General features: G+C 65.0%; 16 protein-coding genes. 7 read left to right on the plus strand and 9 right to left on the minus strand.

From position 1 onward, the window contains the following. Positions 1–12: 12 nt before the first annotated feature. The 3 genes from ubiA (at position 13) to CHB97_RS09130 (ending at position 2640) form a co-directional block, all read left to right on the plus strand. A complete protein-coding gene (ubiA, locus tag CHB97_RS09120; RefSeq protein WP_200819872.1) occupies positions 13–1062 on the plus strand; it encodes a 4-hydroxybenzoate octaprenyltransferase in 1050 nt (349 codons plus the stop codon). Next, positions 1049–1705 carry a 50S ribosomal protein L11 methyltransferase gene (locus CHB97_RS09125; RefSeq protein WP_089287761.1) on the plus strand — a complete coding sequence of 219 codons (657 nt, stop codon included), beginning with the start codon at positions 1049–1051 and terminating at the stop codon, positions 1703–1705. The genes ubiA and CHB97_RS09125 overlap by 14 nt, the downstream gene beginning before the upstream one ends. Before the next feature lie 71 nt (positions 1706–1776). Beyond that, on the plus strand, positions 1777–2640 hold the full coding sequence (locus CHB97_RS09130) for a phytanoyl-CoA dioxygenase family protein (RefSeq protein ID WP_089287645.1): 864 nt from the start codon (positions 1777–1779) through the stop codon (positions 2638–2640). Here the strand turns inward: CHB97_RS09130 and CHB97_RS09135 are convergent. The 4 genes from CHB97_RS09135 to CHB97_RS09150 all read right to left on the minus strand — a co-directional run bounded on the left by CHB97_RS09135 (position 2637) and on the right by CHB97_RS09150 (position 7815). Continuing rightward, complete coding sequence (locus tag CHB97_RS09135) at positions 2637–3140, minus strand: GNAT family N-acetyltransferase (protein WP_244559470.1); 504 nt, start codon at positions 3138–3140, stop codon at positions 2637–2639. The two genes, CHB97_RS09130 and CHB97_RS09135, sit on opposite strands and share 4 nt — an antisense overlap. A gap of 87 nt (positions 3141–3227) precedes the next feature. Beyond that, positions 3228–5531: an ATP-dependent Clp protease ATP-binding subunit ClpA gene (gene clpA, locus CHB97_RS09140; RefSeq protein ID WP_089287646.1), complete on the minus strand. Its 2304-nt coding sequence runs from the start codon at positions 5529–5531 to the stop codon at positions 3228–3230. 6 nt (positions 5532–5537) lie between these two features. After that, the gene (gene clpS, locus CHB97_RS09145; protein WP_089287647.1) at positions 5538–5864 is read right to left on the minus strand and encodes an ATP-dependent Clp protease adapter ClpS; all 327 of its coding nucleotides are present in this window, start codon (positions 5862–5864) and stop codon (positions 5538–5540) included. Between the two features lie 421 nt (positions 5865–6285). After that, positions 6286–7815 (minus strand): DegQ family serine endoprotease, encoded by a 1530-nt coding sequence (locus CHB97_RS09150; RefSeq protein ID WP_244559471.1) that lies wholly within the window; start codon positions 7813–7815, stop codon positions 6286–6288. A 246-nt stretch (positions 7816–8061) separates the two neighbouring features. On the opposite strand from CHB97_RS09150, the gene modA reads away from it, so the two are divergent. The 3 genes from modA to CHB97_RS09165 all read left to right on the plus strand — a co-directional run bounded on the left by modA (position 8062) and on the right by CHB97_RS09165 (position 10320). Next, a complete protein-coding gene (modA, locus tag CHB97_RS09155; RefSeq protein ID WP_089287649.1) occupies positions 8062–8835 on the plus strand; it encodes a molybdate ABC transporter substrate-binding protein in 774 nt (257 codons plus the stop codon). A gap of 155 nt (positions 8836–8990) precedes the next feature. Further along, a complete protein-coding gene (modB, locus tag CHB97_RS09160; protein ID WP_089287650.1) occupies positions 8991–9692 on the plus strand; it encodes a molybdate ABC transporter permease subunit in 702 nt (233 codons plus the stop codon). Next, entirely contained in the window at positions 9685–10320 is a 636-nt protein-coding gene (locus CHB97_RS09165; protein WP_089287651.1) for a molybdenum ABC transporter ATP-binding protein, read from the plus strand. The genes modB and CHB97_RS09165 overlap by 8 nt, the downstream gene beginning before the upstream one ends. On the opposite strand, the gene deoC is transcribed toward CHB97_RS09165, so the two are convergent. Both deoC and cdd read right to left on the minus strand, forming a co-directional pair. Continuing rightward, a complete protein-coding gene (gene deoC / locus CHB97_RS09170; RefSeq protein WP_089287652.1) occupies positions 10314–11099 on the minus strand; it encodes a deoxyribose-phosphate aldolase in 786 nt (261 codons plus the stop codon). The two genes, CHB97_RS09165 and deoC, sit on opposite strands and share 7 nt — an antisense overlap. 4 nt (positions 11100–11103) lie before the next feature. Further along, a complete protein-coding gene (cdd, locus tag CHB97_RS09175) occupies positions 11104–11526 on the minus strand; it encodes a cytidine deaminase (protein WP_200819881.1) in 423 nt (140 codons plus the stop codon). Between the two features lie 155 nt (positions 11527–11681). Between cdd and CHB97_RS09180 the strand changes: the two genes are divergently transcribed. Beyond that, complete coding sequence (locus CHB97_RS09180) at positions 11682–12842, plus strand: iron-containing alcohol dehydrogenase (RefSeq protein WP_089287653.1); 1161 nt, start codon at positions 11682–11684, stop codon at positions 12840–12842. A 169-nt stretch (positions 12843–13011) separates the two neighbouring features. Here CHB97_RS09180 and CHB97_RS09185 read toward each other — a convergent pair whose 3' ends face one another. The 3 genes from CHB97_RS09185 to CHB97_RS09195 form a co-directional block, all read right to left on the minus strand. Further along, complete coding sequence (locus CHB97_RS09185) at positions 13012–13806, minus strand: MerR family transcriptional regulator (RefSeq protein WP_160105712.1); 795 nt, start codon at positions 13804–13806, stop codon at positions 13012–13014. A gap of 134 nt (positions 13807–13940) precedes the next feature. Further along, the gene (gene aspS, locus CHB97_RS09190) at positions 13941–15752 is read right to left on the minus strand and encodes an aspartate--tRNA ligase (RefSeq protein WP_089287655.1); all 1812 of its coding nucleotides are present in this window, start codon (positions 15750–15752) and stop codon (positions 13941–13943) included. A gap of 124 nt (positions 15753–15876) precedes the next feature. Further along, positions 15877–16593, minus strand: coding sequence for an ABC transporter substrate-binding protein (locus CHB97_RS09195; RefSeq protein WP_160105714.1), 717 nt, complete (start codon positions 16591–16593; stop codon positions 15877–15879). Positions 16594–16727 lie beyond the last annotated feature (134 nt).

Consider the following 16727-nt stretch of genomic DNA (forward strand, 5'->3'; position numbering starts at 1 on the left):
ATGCGCGCCATCATGACCGATATTCCGCGCCAGACTGGCGGCCATACCGATATTCGCAGGGGGGACTGGATCGACCGGCTGTTGCCGGCGACCTTGCGCCCCTATGCCCGGCTGGCCCGGCTGGACCGGCCCATCGGCACCTGGCTGCTGCTGCTGCCCTGCTGGTGGTCCATCGCCCTGGCCGCCCCCGCCGGTTCCTGGCCGGATTTCTGGCTGATGGCCCTGTTCGGGATCGGTGCCGTGGTGATGCGCGGGGCCGGCTGCACCATCAATGATATCATCGACCATAAGCTGGATGCCCAGGTGGAGCGCACCCGCGTGCGCCCCATCCCCAGCGGTCAGGTCAGCCTGTTGCAGGCCTTCCTGTTCTTGGGCGCGCAATGCCTGGTCGGGCTGCTGATCCTGGTGCAACTGAACCTGTTCTCCATCCTGCTGGGGGCGGCCTCGCTGATCCTGGTCGGCCTCTACCCGTTGATGAAGCGGGTGACATGGTGGCCGCAGGCGTTTCTGGGCCTGACCTTCAACTGGGGCGCCCTGCTGGGCTGGGCCGCCGTGCGGGGCAGCATCGATTGGCCGGCCCTGTTGCTTTATGCTGGTGGCATCCTCTGGACGCTGGGCTATGACACGGTTTATGCCCACCAGGACCGGCGGGATGATGAACAGGTCGGCATCAAATCCACCGCCCGCCTGTTCGCCGCCGATTCGCGGCGCTGGGTGGGGGGCTTCTATGCCGGGGCCTTTTGCCTGTGGGTGCTGGCGCTGACGCCGTTGACCATGGGCTGGACCGTGCTGGTGCCGCTGGCCGCCACGGCCGGGCTGATGCTGGTGCAGGTGCGTGGGTGGGAGATGGATGACCCGGCGGACAGCCTGTCCACCTTCCGCGCCGCCCGTTTCACCGGCTGGACCCTGCTGATCGCCATCATGGCCGGTATCGCCGCCATGCCGCCCGGCAGCCATGGCGGTGGCGGCAGTGGCGGGATACAGTTCAACAGCCTGCCCAAGCCCCAGATGCAGCACCAGATGCTGAGATTGGCCGATTTTGCGCCCGATAACCGCCGCTGAGCGTACTGATTTCATCCGTTCCCATACGGCCCTGGCCCCTGTCGGCCCCCTGCTCCCCGATATCAGCCTGTATCAGGCAACCGAAATCACCCCCATCTGGCAGGCCACGGAAGATTGGCTGGAACGCCAGGGCGTGCCCCCGCCCTTCTGGGCCTTTCCCTGGGCCGGGGGGCAGGCCGTGGCGCGGTTGATCCTGGACCAGCCCGATCTGGTGGCCGGTCGCCATGTGCTGGATTTCGCCGCCGGCAGCGGCCTGATCGCCATCGCCGCCCTGCAGGCGGGTGCCGCCGCCGTCCGCGCGGTGGAGATCGACCCGTTCGCCGTGGAGGCGACATATCTGAATGCAGCGGCCAATGGCGTGACGGTGACGGCGGATGTCGCCAACATTATCGGCCAGGATTTGCCCGGCATCGATATCGTGCTGGCCGGCGATATCTGTTACGAGCGCCCTTTTGCCGAAGCAGCACTTGGCTGGCTGCGCCGGCTGGCCGCCGGCGGCACCCTGGTGCTGCTGGGCGATCCGGGCCGCGCCTATCTGCCCGCCCAGGGGCTGGAAAAGATGGCCAGCTACGCCGTGCCGACGACGCGGGAGTTGGAGGACCGGGAGGTCCGTGTCACCGATGTCTGGCGGGTGCCGGGCTGACAGGGATTGCGGCAGGCAAGGCCGGGGCGGTAAAAGCCAGAGAGCACCACCCCCAAACGGACCTGCCGCCGATGTCCTTCCTGACCCAAGCCCAGATCGATGCCTATCACCGCGATGGTTTCCTGCTGCTGGAAGGTTTTGCCGATCCGGCGGACTGCCGGGCGCTGATGGATCAGGCGGGGCGGCTGGTGGCGGGGTTCGACGCGGCAGCCCATGCCTCGGTCTTCTCCACCGTCAACCAGCAGAAGACCAGCGACGATTATTTCCTGTCGTCCGGTGATCAAATCCGCTTCTTCTTTGAGGAGGAGGCGTTTGACGCGGCCGGGCATCTGCGCCAGGAAAAATCCCTGTCGATCAACAAGATCGGCCATGCCCTGCATGACCGCGACCCGGTGTTCAGCCAGTTTTCCCGCGACCCGCGTCTGGCTTCCATTACGGCCGATATCGGCATGGCCCGGCCGCTGCTGATGCAGTCCATGTATATTTTCAAGCAGCCCCATATCGGTGGGGAGGTGGTGTGCCACCAGGACAGCACCTTCCTTTATACCGAACCGATGAGCGTGGTGGGCCTGTGGTTCGCGGTGCAGGATGCCACGCTGGAAAATGGCTGCATGTGGGCGCTGCCCGGCGGGCACCGGGACGGGCTGAAAAAGCGTTTCTCCCGCGATGGCCAGGGTGGCGTGCGCATGGATGTGCTGGATGCCAGCCCCTGGCCCGACTGTACGGCGGACAATGGCTATGTGCCGCTGCCGGCCAAACAGGGCACACTGATCCTGCTGCATGGCTTGCTGCCGCACCTGTCCGGCCCCAACCGCTCCCCGCATTCCCGCCATGCCTATACGATCCATGTCGTGGATGGCGCCTGCGACTACCCGGCCAGCAACTGGCTGCAGCGGTCGGCGGATGATCCGGCGCGGGGCTTTGCCATCTCCTAAGCGTCGGTCAGCGGCTGGAACATCACCAGCGCATCAACATAGCCCAGGCGGGGATGCTGGAAGACCAGCGGCAGACGCCCGACAATGGTAAAGCCCAGCGCCTGCCACAGGGCGACCGCGCGGGTGTTGCTGCTGACCACAAAATTGAACTGCATCCCGCGATAACCGCGCTGTCTGGCATGGTCCAGGGAATGCAGACACATGGCCCTGGCCACCCCGCGCCCGGTGGCCGCCGCAGCGGTCATGTAGCCGCAATTGCAGATATGGCGCCCGCCGCCGGCCTGGTTGGGACGGATGAAATAGGTGCCCACCACCTGCCCATCCGGCGCCACGGCAACAAACGTTTCCTTATCCGGCCCCAGCCAATAGGCCAGCGCGTCGCCCTCCCCCATCTCCGGGTCCAGCGCATAGGTCTCCCCGGCCCGTATGGTCGGGCCGATAATGTGCCAGATGGCAGGGGCGTCGGCGGTGGTGGCGGGGCGGATGGTCAGGTCGGTCATCAATTTCCGTTCCCATATGGCTAAAAGAAAAGCCCGCCGGGTTCCCCCGGCGGGCTTCTATGCATCAGGTTGGAAACCGCTGGATCATCAATCCACCAGTTCTTCCACCTTGTCCTCCTGCTTGCCGCCCTTAGGCTCGGCATAGTCGAAGGACAGGCCCTTGCCTTCTTTGTTCAGCACCACCCGCACGGCCCCGCCCTTGGACAGGCGGCCGAACAACAGTTCCTCCGCCAGCGGCTTCTTCACATGCTCCTGGATGGTGCGGGCCAGCGGACGGGCCCCCATCACCGGATCATAGCCTTCCTTGGCCAGCCATTCGCGGGCATCGTCCGACAGGTCGATGGTCACGCCACGGTCGGAAAGCTGGGCCTCCAGCTCCATGATGAACTTGTCCACCACCCGGGTCACCGTCTCCGGCCCCAGATTGCTGAAGGGGATGATCGCATCCAGGCGGTTGCGGAATTCCGGCGAGAACGCCTTGTTGATCGCTTCCTTATCCTCACCCACCCGCGCTTCCCGGCCGAAACCGATGGCGGGTTTGGCCATGTCGGCAGCGCCGGCATTGGTGGTCATGATCAGGATGACGTTGCGGAAATCGACAATCTTGCCGTTATGGTCCGTCAGCTTGCCATGATCCATGACCTGCAGAAGGATATTATACAGGTCAGGATGCGCCTTCTCGATCTCATCCAGCAGCAGCACGCAATGCGGATGCTGGTCGATGGCGTCGGTCAGCAGGCCGCCCTGATCGAAACCGACATAGCCCGGCGGGGCACCGATCAGCCGGCTGATCGTGTGGCGCTCCATATATTCGGACATGTCGAAGCGGACCAGCTCAATCCCCAGCGTGCGGGAAAGCTGCTTGGCCACCTCCGTCTTGCCGACGCCGGTGGGGCCGGAGAACAGGTAATTGCCAATCGGCTTTTCCGCATCGCGCAGGCCGGCCCGGGCCAGCTTGATGGCCGAGACCAGCGCCTCGATGGCCGGGTTCTGCCCGAAAACCATGGTCTTCAGGTCACGTTCCAGGTTCAGCAGCGTCTCCTTATCGTCGCGGCTGATGGATTTGGGCGGGATGCGGGCGATCTTGGCCACCACCGCTTCCACATCCTTCTGGGTGATGGTCTTCTTGCGCCGGCTTTCCGGGATCAGCGCCTGGGCGGCCCCCACCTCATCGATCACATCGATGGCTTTGTCGGGCAGCTTGCGATCACCGATATATTTGGCCGACAGCTCCACCGCCGAGCGGATGGCATCCTTGGTGTAGCGGATCTTGTGGTACGACTCGTAATAGGTCTTGATCCCTTCCAGGATCTTGATCGCATCCTCGATCGACGGCTCATTGACGTCGATCTTCTGGAAGCGCCGCACCAGCGCGCGGTCCTTCTCAAAATAGGAGCGATATTCCTTGTAGGTGGTGCTGCCGATACAGCGCAGCGCGCCCGACGCCAAAGCCGGCTTCAGCAGGTTGCTGGCATCCATCGCCCCGCCGCTGGTGGCGCCGGCGCCGATGACGGTGTGGATTTCATCGATGAACAGGATGGAACCTTCCAACGCCTCCAGCTCCGAGACGACGGCCTTCAACCGTTCCTCGAAATCACCGCGATAGCGGGTGCCGGCCAGCAGGGAGCCCATGTCCAGCCCGAAGATGACGGCATTTTTCAGCACGTCGGGCACTTCGCCATGGACGATGCGGCGGGCCAGCCCTTCGGCGATGGCCGTCTTGCCGACGCCGGGATCGCCGACATAGAGCGGGTTGTTCTTGGAGCGGCGGCAGAGGATCTGGATCGTCCGCTCCACCTCCTGCTCCCGGCCGATCAGCGGGTCGATCTTGCCACCGGCGGCTTTCTTGTTGAGGTTGACGCAATAGGCTTCAAGCGCTTCAGTGCCTTTCTTCACGACCTTCTCCGCCTGGGCGTCATCGTCGGCGCCGGAAACGCGCTTGGTCTCTGCGCGTCCAGGGGCTTTGGCGATGCCGTGAGAGATGTAATTGACCGCGTCGAAGCGCGTCATTTCCTGCTCCTGCAGGAAATAGACGGCATGGCTCTCGCGCTCGGAGAACAGGGCGACCAGCACATTGGCGCCCGTCACTTCCTCCCGGCCGGAGCTTTGTACATGAATGGCAGCGCGTTGCAGCACGCGCTGGAAGCCGGCGGTGGGTTTGGCATCCTCCGACCGGCTGGTGACAAGGTTCGATAGCTCGCTGTCGAGATATTCGATCAGTTCGGCGCGCAGCTTGGCGATTTCCACGCCGCAGGCCCGAAGGACGGCCAATGCGTCCTGATCCTCGGTCAGCGCCAGAAGAAGATGCTCCAGGGTTGCGTACTCGTGACGCCGCTGGTTGGCGTTGCCGAGAGCCCGGTGCAGCGTCTGTTCGAGATTACGCGACAGCATGAGGCGCTAATCCTTCTCCAGTGTACATTGCAGAGGATGCTGGTGCTGGCGGGCGAAATCCATGACCTGCGTCACTTTGGTTTCCGCCACCTCATAGGTGAACACACCACAGACGCCGACGCCACGGCGATGAACCTGCAACATGATCCGCGTCGCCTCGTCCCGGTTCTTGTTGAAGAACCGTTCCAGCACGTCGACCACAAACTCCATGGGAGTGTAGTCGTCGTTCAGCATCAACACCTTGTACATCGAGGGTTTTTTCGTCTTGGGCTTGGCCTTTACGACCACGCCCGTCACGGTCCCCTCATTCCCGTGCTTGTCATGATCAGCCATGATGCTCAACAATCACTTAAAATCCCCGGGTATCCTGAAGGATCATATGAAATGAACCGGCCCGGTTGGAAGGGCTGAATCGCAGCTCTGACACTCCTTTCGCCGATTCTTTTTCCCCTTGAAATGCTCCGGCGCGACACCAGTGCCGGATAAACACCCGGCAACCCCATTTGGCCGCTGGCATTAAGGCAAAAAAACGGCCCGGCGACGGGGGTGTCGCCGGGCCTGTCCCAGAATGCGGGAAGAACTATCCCGCAATTATACCAATCTCCCTTGATCGTGACTGATTCAGGGAGATCTTGTGTCCCCTCATGCGCCGGGCGGCGGCATCCGCCGCCTTGGCTTACGCGGGCACGAGCCCGCAGGCCGGCGGTCGCCGGCCTCCAACCCGCCGAAAGGTCAACCTTTCGGCGGGTTGGTATTATTTTTCCGCTTCCAGCGGCAAAGCCAGGAACTGCTGTTCGCCCTTGCGGTCCAGCAGCAGCAGCACGGCCTTCTGGCCGGCCTTGCGGGCGGCATCCACCTTGGCCTGCACATCGGCCGGCGTTGCCACCGCCTGCTGGCTGACCTCCAGCACCAGATCGCCCGGCCGCAACTGGCGGGCCTGGGAGGCGCTGCCGGGGGCAACCTTGGTGATGACCACGCCCTTGGCATCCTCCGCCAGTTCATACTGACGGCGCAGGGCCGGCGTCACCGGCGACAGGGTCAGGCCCAGCGCTTCCACCTGGGTCTGCTGGGCCTTGGCGTCGGGCTTGGCCTGTTCCTCTTCCTCTGCCGCCTCCGGGTCCACGACGCTGGCCGGCAGTTCGGCCAGGGTGACGGTGACATTCTGCTTCACCCCCTTGCGGGAGATGGCGACCGTCACCTTCTTGCCCACGGGGGTTTCGGCCACCATGCGCGGCAGGGCGCGGTTATTGGCCACATCCTTGCCATCGAAGCTGAGGATCACGTCGCCCGGCTTCAGGCCGGCGGCAGCGGCGGGGCTGCCATCGCTGACGGTGCCGACCAGGGCGCCCTTGTCATTGGGCAGGCCCATGCTTTCGGCGATGGCGGGCGTCACGCTCTGGATCTGCACGCCCAGCCAGCCGCGCCGCACCTTGCCGCCCTTGCGCAGTTCCTCGATCACGGTGCGGGCCATGTTGGCGGGGATAGCAAAGCCGATGCCCACACTGTCGCCGGTGCGGCTGAAAATGGCGGTATTGATGCCGACAATCTCACCCTGCACATTCACCAGCGGGCCACCGGAATTGCCCTGGTTGATGGCGGCGTCGGTCTGCAGAAAATCATCGAAGCGGCCGGCGCCGATATCACGGGCGCGGGCGGAAATGATGCCGGCGGTGACCGTGCCGCCCAGGCCGAACGGGTTGCCGATGGCCACCACCCAGTCGCCCACCTTCAATTCATCGCTGTTGCCCCATTTCAGGGCGGTCAGCTTCTGCTTGGATTCGACCTTCAGCAGGGCCAGATCGGTCTCCTTGTCGGTGCCGATCAGCTTGGCCTTCAACTCCGTATGGTCGGCATCCTGAAAGACGACGGTGATCTCGTCGGCACCCTCAATCACATGGTTGTTGGTGACGATATAGCCGCTGGCGTCAATGATGAAGCCGGAGCCCAGCGACTGGGCACGGCGCGGCTTGCCCTGGTTCTGCTGCTGGCGTTCATAGAAATCCTTGAAGAATTCCTCGAACGGGGAACCGGGCGGGAATTCCGGCATCGGGATGGGGGAGCGCCCGCCCGGCTTGGCCTGGATCGTCTGCGAGGTGGAGATGTTCACCACCGCCGGCAGACTTTTTTCCGCCAGCGGCGCAAAGCTTTCCGGCGCGCCGCGTTGGGCCAGCGCCACGGAGACATCACCAAAAATCAGGGCCGCCGCCATGAAGGGCAGGGCCACAGCCCGCCGGAACGACAGGCGGCCGAGGGACGGGGAAAAATGCGTCACGTCAATCTCCATGGGCATGTATCCAGCGCCCCGGCCGGTGGAATAACCGGCCCTGTCAGGGACACCCCGGCAGCCCCGCCCTGACAACCGGGCCACCGATGCGCAGGAATATAGGCTGCAAAGGCCCAACAGGCGAAGAAATCCTTGTGAGGTAGGCGAACTGACCCCAAGGCCGTGTTCCAGGGTGGCGCCCCCGGCCCTTTCACGCTATATCCTGATAGACATAACGACCCCCCCATCGCCAGGATGCTGCCTGCCATGTCGCTTCTCCGCCGCCCCGTGATTACCGGCCTGCTGGCCGGATTGCTGCTGCTGCTGTCGCCCGCCCCCGGCCTGGCGCAGGAACGGCCGGTCACCGTCTTTGCCGCCGCCAGCCTGAAGACGGCGCTGGACAATGCCCTGACCGATTACAAGGCCAAGGGCGGGCCGGCGGCCAGCGTCTCCTATGCCGCCTCCTCTGCCCTGGCCAAGCAGATTGCGGCGGGGGCACCGGCGGATATGTTCATTTCCGCCGATCAGGACTGGATGGACCATCTGGCCAAGCAGAACCTGATCCGCCCGGAAAGCCGGGTGACGCTGCTGGGCAATCAGTTGGTGCTGGTGGCCAGGGCCGGGGCCAAGCCCGGCACCATTGCCGACCTGCCCGCCCTGCTGGGTGCCGATGGCAAGCTGGCCATGGCCGATACCGCCGGCGTACCCGCCGGCAAATATGGCAAGGCGGCGCTGACCAAGCTGGGCCTGTGGGACAAGGTGCAGGGCCGCATCGCCCAGGCGGAGAATGTCCGCGCCGCCCTGGCCCTGGTGGCGCGGGGGGAGGCACCGGCCGGCATCGTTTATCTCAGCGATGCGCGGGCCGAACCGGGGGTTTCCATCGTCGCCACCTTCCCGGCCGGCAGCCACGCCCCCATCGAATATCCGGCCGCCCTGCTGGCCAGCAGCCGGGGCGGGGCAGCCAAGCTGCTGGAATTCCTTTCCAGCCCCGCCGCGCGACGGCATTTTGAGGAACAGGGATTCACGGTTCTGGTGAAATAAGGCCAAGGGGCATGTCTCATGCCCCTTGGAGGCCAGCGACCGCTGGCCCGGCGCCCATGCGCCGCAAGCCAAGCCCGCGGATGCGGGCGCCCGGCGATTGAGGGAACACGAAATCTCCCTTGATCGGTCACGATCAAGGGAGATTAGGATAAGCCTTGGCGGACTGGTTCACAGCAGAGGAATGGACGGCGATTGCGCTGTCGCTGAAGGTGGCCGCCTGGGCCACCCTGGTCAGCCTGCCGCCCGGTGTGGCGGTGGCCTGGCTGCTGGCACGACGGCCCTTTCCGGGGCGTATCCTGCTGGATGGGTTGGTGCACCTGCCGCTGGTGCTGCCGCCGGTCGTCACCGGCTATATCCTGTTGATCCTGTTCGGGCGGCAGGGGCCTTTGGGCAAGCTGTTGGCGGAAATTGGCATCGTGCTGGCCTTTAACTGGACCGGGGCGGTGCTGGCCTGTGCCGTCATGGCCTTTCCCCTGCTGGTACGGGCCATCCGCCTGTCGCTGGAGGCGGTGGATACAAGGCTGGAACAGGCCGCCGGCACCCTGGGGGCCCCGCCCTGGGCCGTGTTCGCCACCGTCACCCTGCCGCTGGCCCTGCCCGGCGTGGTGGCCGGCGCCATCCTGTGCTTTGCCAAGGCGTTGGGGGAATTCGGGGCCACCATCACCTTTGTGTCCAACATTCCCGGCGTCACCCAGACGCTGCCATCGGCCATTTACAGCCATTTGCAGGTGCCGGGTGGCGATGGGCCGGCGCTGCGGCTGACGCTGGTATCGGCGGCGATTGCCATCATCGCGCTGGTGGCCAGTGAGCTGCTGGCCCGCCGGGTACGCCGGCGGGTGGAGGGGACGGATGCTTGATCTGGACCTCACATATCGGCGCGGGGACTTCACCCTCACCGCCCGTTTTGCCGCCGGGCCGGGCCTGACCGCCATCACCGGCCCGTCCGGGGCCGGCAAGACGACGCTGTTGAACCTGATCGCCGGGCTGCTGCGCCCGGCAACCGGGCATATCCGGCTGGACGGGGTGGCGTTAACGGATCTGCCGCCGCATCGCCGCCGCATCGGCTATGTGTTTCAGGAAGCGCGGCTGTTCCCGCATCTCAGCGTGCGGCAGAACCTGCGCTATGGAAGGCTGTTCGCCCGCCACCCGGCCCCGGCCACGCTGGCCGACATTACCGACCTGCTGGATATCGGCCCGCTGCTGGACCGGCGCCCGCGTGACCTGTCGGGCGGGGAAAAGCAGCGGGTCGCCATCGGCCGCGCCCTGCTGGCCGCCCCGCGCCTGATCTTGCTGGATGAACCGCTGGCCGCCTTGGACGCGGCACGCAAGGCCGAACTGCTGCCCTATCTGGCCCGGCTGCACGATCAAATGCGCCTGCCCATGCTTTATGTCACCCACCATCCGGCAGAGTTACGCGGGCTGGCTGGCGGCTGGTTGCGGGTGGCAGGCGGCATGGCCGCCCCCGCACCCGCCCCGGATCAGTAACCGGCACTGCCCACGTGCGGGCCGGGGGCCACGCCCAACGCGCCCAGAATGGCATCCAGCAGGCCGGAGGCACCAAAGCGGAACGTGTCCGGCCCCACCCAGCCGGGCCCGCAAATCTGGTCCGCCAGGGCCAGATATTCGGCCGCCGTTTCCAGATCGCGGATACCGCCCGACGCCTTGAAGCCGACGCGGCGGTCCGCCCCCTTGGCCGCTTCCAGCATGATGCGGGCGGCACTGGGCGTGGCCCCCGCCGGCACCTTGCCGGTGGAGGTCTTCAGGAAATCCGCCCCCGCCGCCACGGCAATGGCGGCGGCCCGTTCAATGAAAACCGGCTTGGCCAGTGACCCGCTTTCCAGGATCACCTTCATCGTCGTCTCACCACAGGCCACCCGGCAGGCGGCGAGATGCTCGGCCGCGCGGCGGCCGTCGCCCATCATCACATCGGCATAGTTCATCACCACATCGATCTCATCGGCCCCGTCGGCCAGGGCACCGGCGATCTGGGCCGCCACCTTTTCGGCACCGAAACTGCCGCCGGGGAAATTCACCACGGTCGCCACCTTCACGCCTGTGCCAGCCAGAATCTGTTTTGCCTGCGAAACAAAGCTTGGCCAGAGGCAGACAGCGGCGACATTGCCCACAGGATTCACCGCCTTGGCGCAGAGAACCACCGTACTGGCGGCATCATCCGTGTCGTTCAGGCTGGTCAGGTCCAGCAGCGGCAGGCAACGGCGGGCAATGGCGGCGGAATCTATTCCGCTATCGAAATTATGTGTCATTTGCTTAGAAACCCAGATTGTCGGGGCCGAAGCTGAAGGGCAGCAACTGCCCCAGCGTGAAGCTCTGGCGGAAAGCGCCGGCATCAAAGACATGGATGGGCGTATCGGGGCCGGCGGCAAATTCGCGGATGCGCTGGCGGCAGCCGCCGCAGGGCGTGCACATCACGCCCGATCCGGCCTCCCCGCCCACCACCACCAGTTCGATGATCGTGCGGTCGCCCGAGGCAATCATCAGGCCGATGGCCGTCGCCTCTGCGCATTGGCCCTGCGGATAGGCCGCGTTCTCCACATTGCAGCCGGCATGGATGCGCCCGCTTTCAGAGCGGATGGCCGCCCCGACCTTGAACCCGGAATAGGGGGCATGGGCATTCAGGCGGGCGGCCCTGGCGGCCTGGAACAGATCATCGGCGATGGCGATCATGGGCATGTCGGATGGCTGGTGGATGGATTTTTGCCCAGCATAGGGCCAAGCCCCTGGCATCACCATCTTTAATCCCAAAGTCGGGGCTGGCGGGCAGCACCGGCTTGGCCCACACTGGCAAAAAAATCCCTGAGAGAGTGCCACGGCACTTGGGAGGAACCATGATTGCCACCATCCTGACGCCCGCCATCATGGAACTGGGCGGGGGTGCCATTGCGCGGGCGGCGTCCGTGCTGCACCGTCTGGGCGTGCGCCGGCCGCTGGTCGTCACCGATCCCTGGATGCGGGACAGCGGCACGGTGGAAAGGCTGCTGGCCCCGCTGCGCGATGCCGGATTTGCCCCCGGCCTGTTCGCCGACACGGTACCTGACCCCACCGTTACGGTGGTGGAACAAGGGGCCGCCCTTCTGCGCGAGGGCGGTTATGACGGGATGCTGGCGCTGGGCGGCGGATCGCCCATTGATACGGCCAAGGCCATGGGCGTGTTGGCCGTCAATGGCGGGGCGATGCGCGATTACAAGGTGCCCAACCCGATCCCGCTGGCCGGCCCGCCACTGGTGGCCATCCCCACCACCGCCGGCACCGGATCGGAGGTGACGCGCTTCACCGTCATCACCGATGCCGCCACCGATGAAAAGATGCTGATTGCCAGCCCCCTGCTGGTGCCCAGTGCCGCCATCATCGATTACGAACTGACACTGAGCTGCCCGCCGCGCCTGACCGCCGATACCGGGATCGATGCGCTGACCCATGCCATTGAGGCCTATGTCAGCGCCAAGGCCAACCCGTTTTCCGACAGCATGGCCCTGGCCGCCATGGGGCGCATCGCCCCGCATATCCGCACCGCCGTGGCCGAGCCCGGCAACCGCGTGGCGCGGGAAGCCATGATGCTGGGCGCCACGCTGGCCGGCATGGCCTTTTCCAACGCATCGGTTGCCCTGGTGCATGGGATGAGCCGGCCCATCGGCGCCTTTTTCCATGTGCCGCATGGGCTGTCCAACGCCATGCTGCTGCCCGCCGTCACCGCCTGGTCGCTGCCGGGGGCCCCCGCCCGCTATGCCGATTGCGCCCGCGCCATCGGGGCCGCCGACGCGGCGGACAGTGACAATGTGGCGGGGGAAAAGCTGGTGGCGGCGCTGCGGGCACTGAACACCGACCTGAAGGTACCCAGCCCGAAACAGTATGGCATCGATCCCACCCGCTGGAATGGGTTGCTGGAAACCATGGCCGCACAGGCCCTAGCCTCCGGCAGCCCCGCCAATAATCCCCGCGTGCCGGATGTGGCGACGATGGTGGCGCTCTATCGGGAAAGCTGGGGGTGAGGGGACGTTGACTTCCAAGGCTTGTGCCTCCCCCGCGAAAGCGGGGGTCCAGGGGCCATAGGCACCATAGCGTTGTCTCTGCGCCTCCTGGACCCCCGCTTTCGCGGGGGAGGCACATAAGAGTGAATGTTAAGGTAGCGTGAGGAAGCCAAGCGGGGATACTCCCCTCTCAACCCTGCCGTGGCGGGATCAGGCCCTTGGCGCGGGCGGCGTTGGCGGCCTGCACCGCGAAGCCATAGACGGCGGCACTGAACGGGGCCTGGACCTGCGGTGTCTGCCACTGGTCCATTTCCTGATACATGCGGCTGGCCTTGTTCCAGACCTCCACGCCGACCTTTTCCACCAGCGGCTTTTGCAGCTCGTACCAGCGCACGGCCAGCCGCTGGGCGTGGTCATCCTCCGGTGAGACCTTGCAGGCGATGGCCGCCTCGATCTCCGCCACCAGATCGGCCCATTGGCGGGCATAATCGGCCTCCCCATCCGGGCCGAAGGCCGCCTTGGCCTGCCGCCATTTCTCTTGGTCTTCCGGCGTGTAATAGCGGTCCAACACCGGCTTCCAAACTTCCTCGCTCATGCTCTGTTCTCCCAGCTTGATCAGGTCGCACAGGGCATCGACGGACAGGCATTCCCCCTCGGAAAGCTGGCGGCGCGCGGCACGCAACAGGCCCAGGCTCTGGGCCAGGTTGCGTTCGGTCTGTTCCAGCGCCGCAATCTGCGCATCGATCAGCCGCGCCGGGTCAAAGGGCCGCCGGTCCAGCAACTGGCTGATCTGGCCCAGCGTGCAGCCGGCCTTTTTCAGCAGCAATATCTGCTGCAACCGCGCCACATCGCCCGCCTGATAAACCCGCCGCCCGGCCTGGGTCCGCACCGGCTTGATCAGCCCCTCGGCCTCATACAGCCGGAGGGCCCGCACCGAAATGCCGGACCGTTCCGCCAGCTCGCCTATGGATAATGCCTTGTCCATCGTCATGCTCCTTGCCCGCCTTTTGTCGGACCTGACGCAGCGTCAGGAGCAAGCGGGAAAATGCAGGGGCCGGAAAAGAAAAAGCCCGCCGCTGGCTTACCAGGGGCGGGCTCTGTTTCTCGCATCGGGCCGGATTAATCCGCCGTGACGATCTTCGGCTTCGGCAGGTCCAGCTTGATATGCAGTTCCTTCAGCCGGTCCGGGGTGGTGGCGTTGGGGGCCTGCATCAACAGGTCTTCGGCGCGCTGGTTCAGCGGGAACACGATAACCTCGCGGATGTTCGGCTCATCGGCTAGCAGCATGACCATGCGGTCGATACCGGGGGCCGAACCACCGTGCGGCGGGGCGCCCAGCTTGAAGGCCGACAACATGCCGCCGAACTTGGCTTCCAGCACCTCCGGCGGGTAACCGGCGATCTCGAACGCCTTGTACATGATTTCCGGCTTGTGGTTACGGATGGCGCCGGACGACAGCTCCACCCCGTTACACACAATATCGTACTGATAGGCGTTGATGGTCAGCGGATCCTGGTTCAGCAACGCGTCCAGCCCGCCCTGCGGCATGGAGAACGGGTTGTGGCTGAAGTCGATCTTCTTCCGCTCTTCGTCATATTCGAACATCGGGAAATCGACGATCCAGCAGAACTTGTAGGTGTCCTTCTCGATCAGCTCCAGGGTCTCACCAATCTTGGTGCGGGCCAGACCGGCCAGCTTGGCGGCGGGGCCCGGCTGATCGCAGACGAAGAAGACGGCATCGCCATCCTGCAGACCCACCACCTCGCGCAGGGCCGCCTGGGCGGCTTCCGGCACAAACTTGGCGATGGGGCCCTTGCCACCGGCCGCTTCAAACAGGATATAGCCCAGGCCGGGAGCGCCCAAACCCTTGGCCCAATCGTTCAGCTTGTCGAAGAAGCTGCGCGGCTGGTCAGCAACGGCGGGGGCGCGGATGGCGCGGACAACGCCGCCATTGGCGATCACGCCCTTGAAGGCCTTGAACTCCACATCATCGCGCTTGAAAACGTCGGTGACGTCGGTGATCACCAGCGGGTTGCGCAGGTCCGGCTTGTCATTGCCATATTTCAGCATCGATTCGGCGTAGGGGATACGCACGAATGGGTACGGCGAGACGGTGCGCTTGGTGCCCGTGAAACCGCTGAACTCCTCAAAAATCCCATGGATGACGGGTTCGATGGCGGCGAACACATCTTCCTGGGTGACGAAGCTCATCTCAAAATCGAGCTGGTAGAATTCGCCCGGCGAGCGGTCGGCGCGGCTGTCCTCATCGCGGAAGCAGGGGGCGATCTGGAAATAGCGGTCGAAGCCCGACACCATCAGCAACTGCTTGAACTGCTGCGGCGCCTGCGGCAGGGCGTAGAACTTGCCGGGATGGTTACGGCTCGGCACCAGGAAGTCGCGGGCACCTTCCGGGCTGCTGGCCGTCAGGATCGGGGTCTGGAATTCCACGAAACCCTGTTCGATCATGCGGCGGCGGGCCGACGCGATGACGTTGGAGCGCAGCAGAATGTTCTTCTGCATCTTCTCCCGGCGCAGGTCCAGGAAGCGATAGCGCAGGCGCAGTTCTTCACCGGCATCCTGTTCGCTGTTCACCTGCAACGGCAGCGGGTCGGCGGCGGACTGCACATCCAGGTCGCGAACCTTCACTTCGATATGGCCGGTGGGCAGCTTGTCATTGACGGTGTCGTCAGTGCGCACCACCACCTCGCCGGTGATGGTCACCACCGATTCCAGGCGCAGACCGTCCAGCACCTTGAAGTGCGGGGAAGAGGTGTCGACCACGCACTGGGTGATGCCGAAATGGTCGCGCAGATCGATGAACAGCAGCTGCCCATGGTCGCGCTTGCGGTTGATCCAGCCGGACAGGCGGACATTCTGGCCGGCATGGTCCGGGCGGAGTTGGCCACAATTATGCGAGCGATAGGCGTGCATGGTGGATCGACCTTGGGTGCGGATGGGCAATAGAAAGGGTGGCCGTCCGGCGCGGGGCCGGCACGGTTTGCGCCACACCACACCGGACGGGGCGTGCTTGTCAAGCATCGCCAGCGCGGCACAGCTACCCTGTCACCCGCCAGCGCGCGATGATGGCATCCAGCCCGCCATCACGGATCAGGGATTGCCGCGCCGCCTCCAGACGCGCCGCCTTTTCACCGCGATCCCGTGGCAGGGCCATATAATGGGACGATACCAGCAATGGTTTGGGCAGAAAGCGTATCTTGTCGCTGATGCCTTCCTGTTTCGCCTTCCAGGCCAGGGCCAGCCGGTTCCCCACCACCAGATCAACGCGGCCCGCCAGCAGTTTGAGCAGGGAAAGCTGGTCATTGCGGGCGGGATCGCGGGTGAATTGGGTGGCATTGTCGAAGGCCTCCCCATAATGGTTGCGCTGGGTGGTGCCCACGGTCAGGCCCGCCAGATCATCCAGGGTCTGGAAGGTGATGTTACTGTCCGCCCGCACGGCAAAGGCAATCTCCCCTTCGCGGAACGGTCCGACCATCAGAAAATCGCGGAACCGCTGTTCGGAGGGCACCAGCCCGAACAGAATGTCGCAGCGCCCCTGTTCCAGCCCCGCCATGGCGCGACCCCAGGCCATCTGCTGAATATCATGGGGGGCATTCGCCCGCTCCAGCATGGCGCTGACCAGTTCCACATCCAGCCCCGCCGGCCCCTTGCCCGGCATGTTCCAGCAAAAGGGCGGAAAATCATCGGCACAGAAGATGATCCAGGGCGCCTCATCCGCCCGGACCGGGCCACCGCCCACCAATGCCAAACCCATCGCCGCGATCAACAGATCGCGCCGCCGTAAACGCCGCCTTCCCGCGGCGGATGGTGGCTCTGGCCCTGCGTTCGGCATTGATCATCGCCTTTCACGCGCACCGTCCCCGCCATCCTATACGCATGTCCGGCAGC

This window comes from Azospirillum sp. RU38E (genome assembly GCF_900188385.1).
In the GTDB taxonomy this organism is placed as follows: Bacteria; Pseudomonadota; Alphaproteobacteria; order Azospirillales; family Azospirillaceae; genus Niveispirillum.

What these genes read in the sequence shown, in the direction of transcription:
- ubiA (WP_200819872.1), top strand. Translation starts at nt 13, where the DNA reads ATGACCGATATTCCGCGCCAGACTGGCGGCCATACCGATATTCGCAGG.
- CHB97_RS09130 (WP_089287645.1), top strand. Translation starts at nt 1,777, where the DNA reads ATGTCCTTCCTGACCCAAGCCCAGATCGATGCCTATCACCGCGATGGT.
- CHB97_RS09135 (WP_244559470.1), bottom strand. Translation starts at nt 3,140, where the DNA reads ATGACCGACCTGACCATCCGCCCCGCCACCACCGCCGACGCCCCTGCC.
- clpA (WP_089287646.1), bottom strand. Translation starts at nt 5,531, where the DNA reads ATGCTGTCGCGTAATCTCGAACAGACGCTGCACCGGGCTCTCGGCAAC.
- clpS (WP_089287647.1), bottom strand. Translation starts at nt 5,864, where the DNA reads ATGGCTGATCATGACAAGCACGGGAATGAGGGGACCGTGACGGGCGTG.
- CHB97_RS09150 (WP_244559471.1), bottom strand. Translation starts at nt 7,815, where the DNA reads ATGGAGATTGACGTGACGCATTTTTCCCCGTCCCTCGGCCGCCTGTCG.
- modA (WP_089287649.1), top strand. Translation starts at nt 8,062, where the DNA reads ATGTCGCTTCTCCGCCGCCCCGTGATTACCGGCCTGCTGGCCGGATTG.
- CHB97_RS09165 (WP_089287651.1), top strand. Translation starts at nt 9,685, where the DNA reads ATGCTTGATCTGGACCTCACATATCGGCGCGGGGACTTCACCCTCACC.
- deoC (WP_089287652.1), bottom strand. Translation starts at nt 11,099, where the DNA reads ATGACACATAATTTCGATAGCGGAATAGATTCCGCCGCCATTGCCCGC.
- cdd (WP_200819881.1), bottom strand. Translation starts at nt 11,526, where the DNA reads ATGCCCATGATCGCCATCGCCGATGATCTGTTCCAGGCCGCCAGGGCC.
- CHB97_RS09180 (WP_089287653.1), top strand. Translation starts at nt 11,682, where the DNA reads ATGATTGCCACCATCCTGACGCCCGCCATCATGGAACTGGGCGGGGGT.
- CHB97_RS09185 (WP_160105712.1), bottom strand. Translation starts at nt 13,806, where the DNA reads ATGGACAAGGCATTATCCATAGGCGAGCTGGCGGAACGGTCCGGCATT.
- aspS (WP_089287655.1), bottom strand. Translation starts at nt 15,752, where the DNA reads ATGCACGCCTATCGCTCGCATAATTGTGGCCAACTCCGCCCGGACCAT.
- CHB97_RS09195 (WP_160105714.1), bottom strand. Translation starts at nt 16,593, where the DNA reads ATGGGTTTGGCATTGGTGGGCGGTGGCCCGGTCCGGGCGGATGAGGCG.